The 14101-nt window shown below is 37.8% G+C and carries 11 protein-coding genes; 10 read left to right on the forward strand and 1 reads right to left on the reverse strand.

All coding sequences use genetic code 11. The features are described from left to right. Positions 1-477: 477 nt before the first annotated feature. The 10 genes from H6G14_RS30770 to H6G14_RS30815 all read left to right on the forward strand — a co-directional run bounded on the left by H6G14_RS30770 (position 478) and on the right by H6G14_RS30815 (position 13330). Entirely contained in the window at positions 478-645 is a 168-nt protein-coding gene (locus H6G14_RS30770; protein ID WP_190572506.1) for a hypothetical protein, read from the forward strand. A 182-nt stretch (positions 646-827) separates the two neighbouring features. Continuing rightward, a complete protein-coding gene (locus H6G14_RS30775; RefSeq protein ID WP_190572508.1) occupies positions 828-3104 on the forward strand; it encodes an iron-containing redox enzyme family protein in 2277 nt (758 codons plus the stop codon). Between the two features lie 30 nt (positions 3105-3134). Next, on the forward strand, positions 3135-4976 hold the full coding sequence (locus H6G14_RS30780) for a carbamoyltransferase family protein (RefSeq protein WP_190572510.1): 1842 nt from the start codon (positions 3135-3137) through the stop codon (positions 4974-4976). 400 nt (positions 4977-5376) lie between these two features. Further along, positions 5377-6531, forward strand: a complete 1155-nt coding sequence (locus tag H6G14_RS30785; protein ID WP_338421239.1) for an SGNH/GDSL hydrolase family protein — start codon at positions 5377-5379, stop codon at positions 6529-6531. Positions 6532-6564: 33 nt separating this feature from the next. Then, positions 6565-6702 carry a hypothetical protein gene (locus H6G14_RS30790; protein ID WP_190572512.1) on the forward strand — a complete coding sequence of 46 codons (138 nt, stop codon included), beginning with the start codon at positions 6565-6567 and terminating at the stop codon, positions 6700-6702. Positions 6703-6860: 158 nt separating this feature from the next. Next, positions 6861-8429, forward strand: a complete 1569-nt coding sequence (locus tag H6G14_RS30795; protein WP_190572514.1) for a carbamoyltransferase C-terminal domain-containing protein — start codon at positions 6861-6863, stop codon at positions 8427-8429. A gap of 184 nt (positions 8430-8613) precedes the next feature. Next, the gene (locus H6G14_RS30800) at positions 8614-9990 is read left to right on the forward strand and encodes an ATP-grasp domain-containing protein (protein WP_190572516.1); all 1377 of its coding nucleotides are present in this window, start codon (positions 8614-8616) and stop codon (positions 9988-9990) included. A gap of 9 nt (positions 9991-9999) precedes the next feature. After that, positions 10000-10713 (forward strand): CTP synthase C-terminal region-related (seleno)protein, encoded by a 714-nt coding sequence (locus H6G14_RS30805; RefSeq protein WP_190572518.1) that lies wholly within the window; start codon positions 10000-10002, stop codon positions 10711-10713. A 16-nt stretch (positions 10714-10729) separates the two neighbouring features. Further along, positions 10730-11911, forward strand: coding sequence for an MFS transporter (locus tag H6G14_RS30810; protein ID WP_190572520.1), 1182 nt, complete (start codon positions 10730-10732; stop codon positions 11909-11911). A 201-nt stretch (positions 11912-12112) separates the two neighbouring features. Then, complete coding sequence (locus H6G14_RS30815) at positions 12113-13330, forward strand: ATP-grasp domain-containing protein (RefSeq protein ID WP_190572522.1); 1218 nt, start codon at positions 12113-12115, stop codon at positions 13328-13330. Between the two features lie 255 nt (positions 13331-13585). On the opposite strand, the gene H6G14_RS30820 is transcribed toward H6G14_RS30815, so the two are convergent. Then, positions 13586-13960 (reverse strand): tyrosine-type recombinase/integrase, encoded by a 375-nt coding sequence (locus H6G14_RS30820; RefSeq protein WP_242054169.1) that lies wholly within the window; start codon positions 13958-13960, stop codon positions 13586-13588. Between the last annotated feature and the right edge of the window lie 141 nt (positions 13961-14101).

A 14101-nucleotide genomic window follows, 5' to 3' on the forward strand; every position in this document is an offset into this window, starting at 1 on the left:
TGTGCTGTCGAGGGTTTGCTGATTTCTCTGATTGTTCGATACCTAGTGAGTAGATGATACTTTTTATCAATCCACTCTTTTGCCATTTTGTCAATGCGTAAGTCCTAAAAACAAAATAATCATTTTTACTTAAATTTAACTTGTTTTTAATTTGATCAGCCTAAGCTTTATGAAATTTGTGAAAAAGTAACTATTTTCTTATGGTAGTTAAGATTTGCTAAACTTTCTTATTAGGTCGTTACTCGTATAATTTTTCTAATTTCAACAACGAAAATTATACGTATTTATCTTGATTCATAGTCAAAACCTGGAGGTAGTACCATGTCCAACATTGATATTATCAAGAAGGGCAGAGGGCAATGAAAGAAGAGATTTATCCCTTTTCTCATTGCCCGAACAGTCTGCGCGACCGGAGGGAGCAAGGGGTTTAAGACCCCCACAAAATTGAAAATTTGGTGGCTCTCGTTCAGGTGGGGTTTGAATCCCCATCTGAACGAAACCTTCTGCCCTCTGCCTTCTGCCTTCTTCAATCGTGCTTGGAAATACAAAAAATATCGTGGCAGCTTAAGTCCAGTAAAACCATACCTCAACTACGATGAGGAAATTTTACCCCAACTTTATGAAGTTTTATTAAAGACTGCGTAATTGTTACAAGCCAGACTGAGTAATTAACTAAGTCTTCAGTTGAAGGAGCTTTAAAAGCTGGTTATTCAGTACTTATTATGCTAATTATTTAGGAAAATAGTATTTCATTAATTACTATTTTTTATCCCATTATAGATAAATGTCAGTTTGGAGTAGAGATTTTACGGTGACTTTAATAATTTATGAACAAAGATAGTTTTCATAACTTTAATCAACAGCCTTATTTACGTATTGCTTCTTCAAATTCTGAACCATATGTAATAGAGATTGAAGCAAAACAGCTTTGCAATCAAATACTAAATATAGAAAATATAGGATGCAATTTTAACGGTATAGCTGAAGAAGCGAGAAGATTCTGCAATAAATATTCGAGCGTCTCCAGCGAAGTTATAACTTCTATAGCAGATATTACTGAATACGATATTGATATATTAGGTGCTAGGGAAATTTCTCTTTTATTTGCAGAGAGAACTTCTGCATTAAGAGAAGATGCACTGATTATTGACGTGGATTTAAGTGTAATTGATTTCATTTTAACGCAATTTGCCCCTCAAGGCCTTTTGAGCGGATGCCAGCTTCAAAATTCGTCAAATGCATCTAACTGCCATGAAGTGGTAGCGAGTGCTTTACATTTCATTCATGGAGTACAAGTTGGGAATGGGAATATTAACAGAAATCAAAATGTCTTATTTAGACAAATGCTTGAAAGTATTGGTGTGCGGCTGCCAAAAATCTTATCGACGAGTTTCTCAGCGTTAACAGATATTCTTCCTGAGTCGTGGAAGTTGCCAGCTTATCGTCTGAGTCTCTCCCTCTTTACTGAAGAGATGTGTCCAGAAATTCTTGGTGCTACACTCTTCGATGTTACATTTCCCATACCAAGGCTTGTTCAGATATTGGAGCCCTATATCGCACATCATGGTGGATTAACTACATATTACAAGGTAAGAACATCGCAATGTAGGAGCAACCTTGTTGAAAAGGCACGCTTGGCAATTGAAATTTATCTTTCAACTTTTGATGGTCTTGAGCAATCAAAGAGAAAGCACACTTTGGAACAAATCTGTCGTCGAATTTATGACGGAATTTACACATCTTATCGATTCTTGACCGAATGGTCTTCAAGTTTAATACACCACCTTCAAGAAGGTTACCTTAGTCCCCGCGAAAAAATGATCCGCCTTGTAAAGCGGAAGGCAAAATATGCTGTTGGTTATCATAGCCGAATCGATCTAAATGGAGTCAACTTCGACACCGCGATCATTGATAATGCCGAAACGTTCGTTGACACGCTAGGTAAATCACAATGGGTATCCCCTGGAAACCCTGAAAAGAGCGCCCTGTTAACCAGCTTAGTAAAATTTAGTGGGCCGATGTTTCGTGTGTTTTCGCCTATAGAAACTGAAATTATTAATGAATGGGTAAAGTCATTACCACAAGAAGCCCTGGTTAAATGCAGTAGTAAACAAGAAATAAAGAAAGATGAAATTATCGGAAATTCCGAACAGACTTACTCAGGTTTCACAGCACTAAAGGCTTTCGGGAGAAGACTAGTGCATAATACCAAACGCTTGTCTGATAGAGATATGTACTATCAATTAATTAACATAGAACATTATCCAGACATTCGTTTCCGCGCACTGGAGTTGGTTACTAATTGGCTCACGCAAAGTTCAGTTGATATGTTTCGAGGAACAAGAGCGATCCCGTTCCAAAACTATACTCATCAAAAGCTGCGCGACTGGTTTAATGCAAAGGCACAGTCACAAGTTGAATCTTATTCTCAGTCGTTAAAGGAAATTGAAAAACCACGGGAGCAAGTCATCAAAGAGGCAGTACAGTTGTGCCCTATGATCCTGATTGATGGAGCATGGTTGCAAAACTGGTGTAGTCCTGGACTTGTAGATACAAAAATCGGTTCTATTCTATACAGTATCTATTCAGATGAAGTAGGTAATGGAGAACCTCAGCTAAATCATCCGAATATTTATCGAGCATTAATCCAGCAGATGGGTATTAACCTACCGAATTTTAAAAGCCTGGATTTTGCTTACTGGCATGGCTTTGCCGATAATGCATTTAGGGTGCCCGTTTTTTGGCTTGCTATCTCACTATTCCCACGACGCTTTTTGGCGGAAACATTGGGACTGAATCTTGCTATGGAATTGTCGGGTGTGGGTGGAGCGTATCGTACAGCGAGAGATGAACTTCGCTACTACGGCTATAATACACTCTTTGTCGATCTCCATAACACTATAGACAATGTATCAACTGGGCACTCTGCAATGGCGTTGGATGCAATTGACTATTATATGGATGATATTCTCCAGTCAAATGACGAGGTAACAATCCGTGAACATTGGGAGCGTATCTGGATCGGATATCGCGCCTTAAATCCACCACATCAAACATGGAATATATTTGCTCGTCGGAAAAATTACTCTTATCAGCTTAACTAAATTTTTATTTTTAAGTTAAGGGACTTTCACATGCCTTGTTACATATTAGGTTTATCTGCATACTATCATGATAGCGCAGCAGCATTATTGTTAGATGGTGAGTTAATTGCTGCTGTCCAAGAAGAACGCTTCAGCAGAGTAAAACAGGACAGTCGCTTTCCAGTTAACGCCGTAAAGTTTTGCCTGCGTGAAGCAGGCATAACGTTAGAGAGCGTTGATACCATTTTCTACTACGAAAATCCATACAAGAAGTTAAATCGAATTACTTCAACTTATTTAAACTTTGGCTTAAAAGGTTATAGATCGTTTATATCAGAAATGCCGTCATGGTTAATGAAGAAGGCTCATGTAAAGCGTACTCTCAACCTTGAATTAGCATCTCATTTCCCAGAAATACAGAAATTGCCGAAGATTGAATATATAGATCATCATGAATCCCACGCATCTTCAGCGTTCTTCCCTAGCCCTTACGAAAAGGCAGTTGTACTATGTATTGACGGAGTAGGTGAATGGGCAACTACATCAGCATGGTTTGGTCACGAGAATAAACTTTCTTTAATATGGGAAATTCATTTTCCACACTCTCTCGGTTTGCTTTATTCAGCGTTTACCTATTTTTGTGGTTTTAAAGTTGACTCTGGAGAGTACAAGCTTATGGGGCTCGCACCCTATGGCAAACCTTCTTACTACCAGCAGATCATGGATAATATCATAGACGTAAAACCTGACGGCAGCTTCTGGTTGAATATGGATTACTTTGACTATGCAACAGGAAACTGCATGATCAGTGATCGATTTGAAGAGTTATTCGGTGGGTCTAGACGTGAACCAGAGAGCATGATCACCCAAAGGGAGTTCGATCTTGCAGCTTCTGTTCAGTCCGTTATTGAGGATGTAGTTACTCTATTAGCGCAGTCTTTACGGCGGCAGATCGGTGTCAATAATCTCTGCCTTGCAGGTGGTGTGGCGTTGAACTGTGTTGCAAACGGGAAGCTACTAAAAGCTAACATCTTCGATTCAATATGGGTTCAGCCATCATCTGGGGATAGCGGCGGTGCATTGGGCGCAGCCTTTGCGGGCTGGCAAAGCAGAATGAAGACAAACAGAGTTCATCTCGGTGAAGATCGCATGAAAGGCTCTTTATTAGGTTCTTCATACGATGACACCGAAATTGAAGCGCAGCTTCATCAACATGGTGCTGTATATACTAAGTTGAAAGATGAAGACCTGTGCGGTATTGTTGCGGACCTCCTGGTTCAAGGGAGTGTAATAGGATGGTTTCAGGGCAGGATGGAATTTGGACCTCGCGCACTAGGTGCACGCTCAATCATTGGTGATTCGAGGAACCCAACAATGCAGAGTGTGATGAACCTTAAGATAAAAAATCGAGAATCTTTTCGTCCATTTGCACCAGCTGTACTGGAAGAATATGCCCATGAGTGGTTTGATTTAGATCGGCCAAGTCCATATATGTTATTTGTTGTTGACGTTCACGACAATCATAAAATTGTGCTACCCGATCACGAAAAACAACTCTCAGGTATAGACCAACTTAAATGCGTCAGGTCTACAATACCATCTGTTACACATGTTGATTATTCTGCACGTGTGCAGACTGTAAGCCGGACTACTAATCCACGTTTCTACGAGCTGATACACCAATTCTATTTACGCACAAACTGTCCTGTCGTAGTGAATACTTCGTTTAACGTCAGGGGTGAGCCTATTGTTGAAAGTCCGAGTAATGCGTATGCTTGCTTCATGCGAACTCAAATGGATTACTTGGTAATTGGCAGATATTTGTTACGTAAGAGCGATCAACCTGCTTGGAATGAAACGAATGATTGGAAAACAGAATTCAAATTAGATTAGTTAAACAAACTTATGTTTAGTTAAGTCTAATATTTCTACTACTGTCATGGTTCAATAATAAATTGAAGAAAAATTATTTTTTTATGATAAATATTTTGTACAAGGCTCTGTCTGCTTTAATCTTCTCTCTTATCTTTTTACTATTTTTTTGGCCTTTAGGTCTGCTAAATTTTATTATCTTTGATCCACTTTATCTCAAAAAAAAAGATAAATTGGATACCTATTTTAGATACTCTGATTTTAAAAATTTTAATGATGAATTAAACACAAGCAAGATAAAGAACTAAAATATATATTCATACAAAAATTGAACATATACTTATCCATTTTAGCCGAGGGCTTATAATAAAAAGTAAGTTATTAGAAATATTTTCCATATCAAAACATTATCTTACCCCCCGTGAACGGTTACAATAAAAATAATACTTTCTATTATTTAAAAAATAAAAATATGGAACGAAAACAATTATCTCACGAAGAAGCTGTTCGAGAAGTGTACCGTCTTACGCCACAAATTAGGGAGTATGACGAGTTCATGTACCTTGGAGTAAAGTGGCTTCCCTATACAATGTTCTTTCACCATAAAAATTATCAATCTGAAGTTATTAGTACTGATTCGCTTGGTTTCCGAAATAGTACATTTAGAGGTGAAAAAGTTAGTGTTGCTAATATGCCAAAAGATCACTCTGTCAATCTTTTAGTGGGTGGTTCTACAACGTTAGGTACAGGGGCTACGTCTGATGCCAATACTATATCCTCACGTTTAGCAAAGTATACTGAAGAGCCTTGGCTAAATTTTAGTGGACGGGGATATAACGCGACTCAAGAAATAATTTTATTTCTTATGCATCAACATAGATTTCAACGTATAAACAATGTAGTTGTATTCAGCGGTATAAATACGCTTACCCTTGAAGGGTTGCCTGATAGTCTCACTAGTGATCATGGACGTTATTATTATTCCTTTGAATATAATCACTACATGGATAAGTACAATGATGACTTAAAGCAACGCTCAAGAACATATGCTTCTGAGCTTGATAATAGGAATAAAGGCCTGTTGTCCCGATTGAAAAGTTATATCGGCAATCTTGTGAACCAAGAAAATATTGCTGATAAAATCATTACTGATAATAATACTAATACTCAAGAGCGAGTCCAGCGCGCAGCATTTGCAGTGTCGAATGCTCTGTATCAATGGCAACAATTGATCGCACCATTTAATGCGAGACTCACCTTCATTTTACAGCCGATGTCTTATTGGACAAGGGATTATCTTACTCCAGATGAAGAGGATATATTTTATGCTATTGATAGTTGTCCAAATAATTTCTGGCGATTGTTTAAAAATATCCTGGACAAGGAAATTCATGGTTTATTTACAGATGCAATACGCACCAGCTGCGTATCTCGCGGAATTCAATTTGAAGACATGAATTTGCTTTTGAGGGATTCGCAGAAAATTAGTAATTACCTCTTTGTTGATAGAGTACACTTTAACGATGAAGGGTACGATGAGGTCGCAAACATAATTCACAACAAAGTGTTAGTTTAACTACATCACATGATAAAAAATTAAGAGGTTCTAATGAATACTGAACAAGATAGAAAGCAGCCAAAAGATACCAAAGACTCGCAAGGTGTATTTAACAAAATTCGTGGTATCTTTCAAAAGATTTTTGGAAAGAAAAAAAAAGAACAAAACTCAATCTACCCTCTCAGGTAGTAAGTTAGGTATCTTGAGCGTTCCTTTTTTGAATATTAATTGTAAAATTTAGTGCGTTTGACTGCTGTTTGATAAACTGCACGGGTCAACTTTTTTAGTTATCCCAAAATGTCTTCACTCATGAGCAAATTTCTATATTGGGTAAAATAAGGAAATTAATGAAAATATTTTCAATGAAACCCGGACACGACGGGGCAATAGCCTTTGTTGATACTGATTCCACAAGGTTGGAGTGGTCTTACGAACCGGAAAAAGACAGTTTCCCTCGTTACGACTCTTTAAACCCAAGTCTCTTAATGGAAACCGCAGCAATTACCCTAGATATTCCCGATGTTCTAGCAATCAGTGGTTGGAGCAAGAACGGCTTTGATGAAAGTGCTCCGATTGGTGCAGGATACTATGGTCTCGGCAGCGATACCGTTCAAACAGGATTGATTAAATTCTTCGGGGCGGATATTCAGTACTTTAGTAGCAGCCATGAGCGTTCACATATTTGGTGTGCCTATGGATTATCACCTTTTGAGCAAGGCCAGCCCTGTTATGTCCTGGTATGGGAAGGCGCCCTTGGCGATTTTTATGAAATTGACGAAAAATTGAATATATTCCATGTCGGTACGGTAATGAAAACGCCAGGAAACAAGTATGCTTTCCTATATGCGCTGGCTGATCCAACCTTCAATTTACCGAAGGGAAAGCTTAGATTTGAAGATCCCGGAAAGCTTATGGCCTTGTGCGCCTATGGTGAATCTGGCATTCTGACCCCTGACGAGAAAGAAATTACCGAGTTCTTACTAAATAGAGATAGCATCCTTTTGAGCCTGAGCAAAGAGGATGTAACTTGGTCTCCCTATTTTAATATTGGTCTTGAAAATCCAGAGTTCACCCAACTTGCTAAGCGGTTCTCTGACAGCTTGTTTGAGCGTTTCTATTCATATGCAAAGGAAAATTTAACAAAAGGTTATCCTTTGTTGGTTGTCGGAGGTTGCGGCCTCAACTGCGACTGGAACACTATGTGGAAAAATACAGGCTTATTTTCAGATGTATTTGTCCCACCTTGTACCAATGACACAGGGTCGGCTATAGGAACAGCTATTGATGCAATGAGAGAGTTTACTGGTAATGCAAAAGTAAAATGGTCCGTATACTGTGGTCAGGAGTTTGTTGAAGATACTATTGCTATGCCTGATGTTAAAGTTCAGACGCTTGATCTGACTGAGGTTGCCAAATTCATAAACGCTGGAAATATCGTTGCCTGGACGCAGGGTAGGTGTGAAATTGGCCCCAGGGCACTGGGTAACCGTTCGATTCTTGCTTCTCCATTCTCCATAGATACGAAGAATCGTCTTAATCAAATTAAGCGACGGGAAGGATTTAGACCTATTGCGCCAATTTGTTTGGAAGAAGATGTATCTATACATTTTGACTGGCACGGTACTTCTCCTTACATGCTATATTTTCAACGCGTTATTAATGCTGATCTGCAAGCAATTACTCACGTTGACAATACCGCGAGGGTGCAGACTGTTAATCCCCAACAGAATCTAATGATGTATAGGCTTCTTCAGAGCGTAAAAGAAATATCTGGTGTCGGTGTCTTATGCAATACATCTTTGAACTTTAATGGTGCCGGATTTATCAATCGGACAAGCGATCTTTATAACTACTGTAAGCTAACCGGAATTGATGGGTTTGTTTATGGGGATAAATTTTGCAATTTCTTGCGTTAGCAGGTGATTACAAAACTATCTTACCTCCTAACTCAACCAAGTTAAAATTCTGTTTTGGCATATTTTGATAGATTAATATTTACTGGCAAATAAAAGCTAGGATGTTTTCCACCAAAGCTTTAATGTTTCCGGTAATATTCAATATCTAATTTTTAGTTACCTAAAATTCGGAAATCAGGAGACAATGAATAAAAAAATAGTTTATGTTTATTCAGTAGGTGGACCTCCAGTTGACTATTTTTATCCAAAGTTAGCGCAAAGAGGCGATATTTACACCTTCATTGTTAGTACTGCTTCTGAATACAACAGAAATATTATTGAAAGATATAGCCAACTAGTTGAAGATTTTAGCAATCTTACTCCAACTGATGCCTTAAAATGTGTTTATCAAAGAGCGGTTGCACTCTCACCGGATGCCTTATTTACGTTTGCTGAATTCATCTTAAAAGATGTGTCGGAAATAGCCGAAAAAATCGGAGTTAGGGGGGTTGGTAAAAACGTAGATTTGGCTCGTAATAAGGTGTTAATGCGTGAGCGCTGGGCTGAAGTCGGCATACCTCAGCCTAAATTTTGTGCTATCAAAAAGCTTTCAGATATTGCAAAGACAAAGGAGCTTACTACTCCTTTCATTATTAAGGTCGCTTACGGTGCGGGGTCGATCGCTATGCAAAAAGTAGAGCGACATGAAGAAACCGAATTTTACATACGAAAAATAATCGAAGTCATCGAAATTGCGCGAAAAACTGGTGACCATGAATTTTCAGAAGACTCAAAATTTCCAGTATTGATTGCAGAAGAGATCATTAGATCGACAACAAATTCCTGGTATGACGAGTCAGACTACGGCGATTTTGTAAGTGTTGAAGGTTTGGTAAGAGATGGACTCTACTACCCTTTGGCTATGACAGGTAGATTAAAAACTGTACCCCCCTTTACCGAACTTGGAAATTTGGCCCCATGCATATTAACGGATGATAAAAAAGCTAAGATTGTGGCGTTGGTGACACAGGCAATAAATGCGCTCGGATTAGAGAACTGCGCCACTCATACAGAGTTGAAGCTAAAGGCCAACAATGAAGTTTCGTTCTTGGAAACAGCCGCCAGGATGGGCGGAGTCGGGATTGCCAAAGAACTGTACGATGTCTATGGGTTTGATTTTGTTGATTTGTTCTTTAGCATTCTCCTGAATGAAGGATGTGAAATTCCACAATTTGAATCTACCACACCTAAATGCGGTGCTGCGTCGGTTGCATTAATTGGTTGTAACGCTAATGGGCAACCTTGGAGCAGTAACCGTGTGTTCAGAACCGACTCCCTAGATTGGAATACATTGACTAACGGTCATGGAACGATAGAGATATTAATGTCTCAGTCAATTTCTCAGGGTTCAGCATTTCCAATTTATGACTTTGAAACTGGGGTACTTAATTACGCGGGGCAAGCTTACTTGGTCTGTGAAGATCAAAATAAACTCAAAGATACTGCCTACCTAATAATTAATAACTTGGAAGATAGTTTACCCTTTGCACAAAAATCATTACTCAGTTCAGATAAACATTGACATAAATTTATGGGAATTAAGATTCGTATTGCGCTTATAGGTAATTACGATGCAACCGTGCCAGCGCATCGTGCAATACCTATTGCATTAGAACTTGCCGCAACCTCGGTGGCAGAGGAGATCAACCCCGTATGGGTGCCAACAGAAGAGATCAGCAATGCTTCACGGGTTGCGGACTTTGATGGGCTTTGGTGCGTGCCAGCCAGCCCATATCGAAGCATGGAAGGTGCATTGCTAGCTATTAAATATGCGCGTGAAAAACAACTTCCATTCCTCGGCACATGCGGCGGCTTTCAGCACGCTGTCATAGAGTACGCTAGGAATGTTTTGGGTTGGGACGACGCAGATCATGCCGAAACTGCACCTGACGGGTTACGGTTGGTAATTTCGCCATTAGCGTGCGAACTCGTTGAAACGTCCTCTTTAGTACGTTTTCAATCAGGATCTCGGCTTGCTGTCGCTTATGGACGGGAAGAAGCCATAGAGGGCTATAGATGCCGTTTCGGACTGAACCCTGCATTTCAAGAGAGACTGCTTTCGGGAGAACTTCGCGTCAGTGCGTGCGATAGCTCTAACGAAGTTCGTGCCGTGGAACTAGACAATCATCCGTTTTTTGTAGCAACGTTGTTTCAACCAGAGCGTCTAGCCCTTGTTCATCAGCTTCCACCAATCGTTGCCGCATTTGTTCAGGCAATTTACCAGAATAAAATCGTTCCAAAATAAAAGGTGAGCTATATCAATGAACTTACAACAAATATTAAAATTTCCCCAAACTGTAAAACTTTATTTACTGAGTTGTGTATTTTTTGGGGTGGGTACTGGTATCTATGAATTAGTTTACAATTTACATCTATTAAATATAGGAATAAACTCAAATGACATAGGAACTTTATACCTAATAAATTTTATTGTAATGAGTATAACCTCTGTTCCTTCAGGGCTACTTGCAGATCGTTATGGTCGTCGTTGGTTTTTAGTTGGAGGTTCTTTTCTTTTTGGTATAACAATGCTTTTGATTCCCTGGTTTACTAATTTATACATACTAGGATTCCTACAAGCATTAAATGCTTTGGGAGGAATAATAATGTTCACAACAGAATCATCAACTATTGCAGGTGAAGTTTCAGAGGAAAAAAGAACACAGTTATTTAGCTTTATATACGTTAACTATTTATTTTGGGATGGAGTGGGAACTTTACTGGGAGGTCAATTACCTTATTTATTAACCAGTAGATACTTTTCTCAATATCAATTAACGCTTTTTATTTCAGGCATATTTTGTACACTCATTGGTGTAATACGATATTTTATTAAGTTTAAAGATGAATCAACTGGAGGAAAGGAGAAATTAACTAACATATTTCCTAAAGCTCCAATGATAAAAATAGCAATATTAGCATTTTTCATCGGAGGTTCAGCAACTCTGGCAATGCGTTTTATCAATATAATTCTTCAATCCCATTGGGGATTTGATACGTCTATGATGAGTTATTTAATTTTCATAGAAAAAATTGTAAGTTTTATAGGAGCGGCATTAGCTCCCATAGCAGCAAACTATTTCAGTAATGAAAGAGCAGGTTCATATGCAATGTTTTTATCAGTTCCATTAATGATTTGTGCAGGCATAACTAATCAACCAATGGTATTTATGTTTTTATATTTATGTAGACAAGGAGTGCATTATTTTCAAATGCCCTATCTTGATAATCTTTCTGTGTCAACTGTTAGCTATAAAGATAGGTCTGCAATGTCAAGTTATAGAGAAATCGGATTTTATTTAGGAAGTGCAATATTAGCTAAAGTATATGGAAGTTTGTTAGAAAGAGAAAATTTTGTTGAAGCTTTTATCTTATCAGGACTTTTAGCATTACTTGCAGGTTTTGTTTATTTAAGATTTGTATCAAGCAAAAGTTCAGTTTAATTTAAGTTAATAAACTAACTTATAATATTATAATTTAGTTTCAAAAAGCATAAATAGCAGTTTAAAACTATTCCCAGAAAACATAAATACTAAGATTTTATAAGAAATACATATACTATACTTTTAGTTTATTGCGTGTTTTCAAAATTAATTAGTATTGTTATAGCCAATATTGAACTTAAAAAATCAAGGAGAAGAATCATGATGAAATTATTGATAATAGGAAGTGGGTCACAACTTTATCGAGAATATTCAATTTCATCAATAGCTAAAAAATATTCAATTTTATTAATACAACAAGATGAACCAACATGGCAAAAGGCTTATGTGCATGACTTTGCTTTAGCAAATATGATGGATGAGAAAGAAGTGATTGAAGCAGCCAAGCATCTTCAAATGAAACATAACATAAATGGAATATTAACTTATGAAGAACCTTCAGTTGAACTTACCGCCTTAGTGGCAAGAGAATTAAACCTAAAATATATAAGTATAAATTCGGCTAAACTTTGCCGTGATAAATATCTAATGCGAGAAGCTTTCAATAAATCTAATATTTCTTTATGTAATAGTTATATAGTAAATTCAGAAGAAGAAGCTGTTTTTTATGCAAATAAAATTGGTTTTCCAATTGTGTTAAAGCCTGCAAAAATGGCTAGCAGTATAGGTGTTGTCAAAGTAGAGTCTGAAAAAGATTTGCCTGAATCATATAGAATTGCAGCTTCTGCAACAAATTCTAGATTTTCAAAGAAGCAAGTAATTTTATTAGAAGAATATTTAGATGGTCCAGAGTATAGTGTAGAAAGTGTAGTTACTGGAAGTAATGTATCTGTTGTTGCAATTACAAGAAAAGAAATTGGATTTCATCCATACTTTGAGGAAATTGGACACCAAGTTTCTCCAAGCGAATTTTTTGAACAGAAACAGCTTATTGAAGAATTAGTAATTAACGCACACCATGTATTAGAAGTGGATATGGGCGTTACCCATACTGAAGTACGACTAACTAAGAAAGGACCGCGATTAATAGAGTTGGGCGCAAGGCTTGGAGGTGATTTAATACCTTATTTAGTTTATCTTTCTACTGGGATTGATCTCTCATTAGCTGCTGCCGATATAGCAGTTGGAGTAGAACCAAATTTAATACCAACAAGGAATAAAGCATCTTTAATAAGATTTATTTATCCTAACAATGATGTACGCATTAAAAAATTATCAGTAGAACCCATTGTATTTACATGGAATGGCGTACACCAAGTCACTTGGGAAGTTAAAAGTGGAGATTTATTTTTACTCCCACCCAAAGAGTTTTCAATGCGTTTAGGCTTTATAATAACTGTTGCAGAAAAGGTTAAGAATTGTATAGAAATAAATGAAAGAGTTTGTAAAAATTTAATTATCGAAGTTCAAAACTTATAGATAGATTTTGAAGAAATAACGAACATCTGAAGGGTGAGTTCTTTAAAAGGTAATCCCAAACTGACCAAAAGTTTAATTTATAGATTATCAAAAAACTCGCGTCAAAGTACCCTAGTTTTCCTGTTTTTCGAGAACACAATTTGATTTAATATATATTGCTCTGACGACATTCGTTACCATTTAGAGAAATATTCAGACCTCGTTTCTTTGGAGGAGAATTTAAATAAAGCACTTCCAAGTCGAGAGTGCTAGCAATTACTGGAATTGCCGCCTTTTCCCCACACGGGCTGCTAATTTATTAGTTAACTCCAACTGATACTGATTTTTATTGTCCTCGTAAACCAAAATAGTCCTGGGGTCAGCATGACGGCTCAAATGCTGCACCTTCCGGTAGTCTCCTGAAGCCAAATCCAGCGCATCGGTAATCCCCGAATGCCTGATTTTATGGGGTGTCATCCGCTTAGTTATGCCAGCGCGTTCACAGGTTTTTCTTACAATGGCGTAGATGCCGTCCCCGGTGAGTTGGTGTCCATAATTGTGGAAGTCCAGCGCGATAAACAAAGGATCGCTGGGTTTAATATTTGGCGCGTGAGTAGCAACGGATACTGTTGGCGAAACATTACTTAACATAAAAACGGCGGTTCTTCCGTGTAATACATGGAGAAGATAAACTTGCCTCTCCGTGTAATACACGGAGAGAAAAAAATTTAGTTAGCTGCCTCAATAATCAATAAACTAGAAGAAATACCTGTGGAGGCAGTATATGTGCTT

It is taken from the genome of Nostoc parmelioides FACHB-3921, from assembly GCF_014696625.1.
GTDB classification, from domain to species: domain Bacteria; phylum Cyanobacteriota; class Cyanobacteriia; order Cyanobacteriales; family Nostocaceae; genus Trichormus; species Trichormus parmelioides.

Excerpts from the sequence above, each read along its gene's own strand:
- H6G14_RS30775 (WP_190572508.1), top strand. The coding sequence starts at position 828 with ATGAACAAAGATAGTTTTCATAACTTTAATCAACAGCCTTATTTACGT.
- H6G14_RS30780 (WP_190572510.1), top strand. The coding sequence starts at position 3,135 with ATGCCTTGTTACATATTAGGTTTATCTGCATACTATCATGATAGCGCA.
- H6G14_RS30790 (WP_190572512.1), top strand. The coding sequence starts at position 6,565 with ATGAATACTGAACAAGATAGAAAGCAGCCAAAAGATACCAAAGACTCG.
- H6G14_RS30795 (WP_190572514.1), top strand. The coding sequence starts at position 6,861 with ATGAAAATATTTTCAATGAAACCCGGACACGACGGGGCAATAGCCTTT.
- H6G14_RS30800 (WP_190572516.1), top strand. The coding sequence starts at position 8,614 with ATGAATAAAAAAATAGTTTATGTTTATTCAGTAGGTGGACCTCCAGTT.
- H6G14_RS30805 (WP_190572518.1), top strand. The coding sequence starts at position 10,000 with ATGGGAATTAAGATTCGTATTGCGCTTATAGGTAATTACGATGCAACC.
- H6G14_RS30810 (WP_190572520.1), top strand. The coding sequence starts at position 10,730 with ATGAACTTACAACAAATATTAAAATTTCCCCAAACTGTAAAACTTTAT.
- H6G14_RS30815 (WP_190572522.1), top strand. The coding sequence starts at position 12,113 with ATGATGAAATTATTGATAATAGGAAGTGGGTCACAACTTTATCGAGAA.
- H6G14_RS30820 (WP_242054169.1), bottom strand. The coding sequence starts at position 13,960 with ATGTTAAGTAATGTTTCGCCAACAGTATCCGTTGCTACTCACGCGCCA.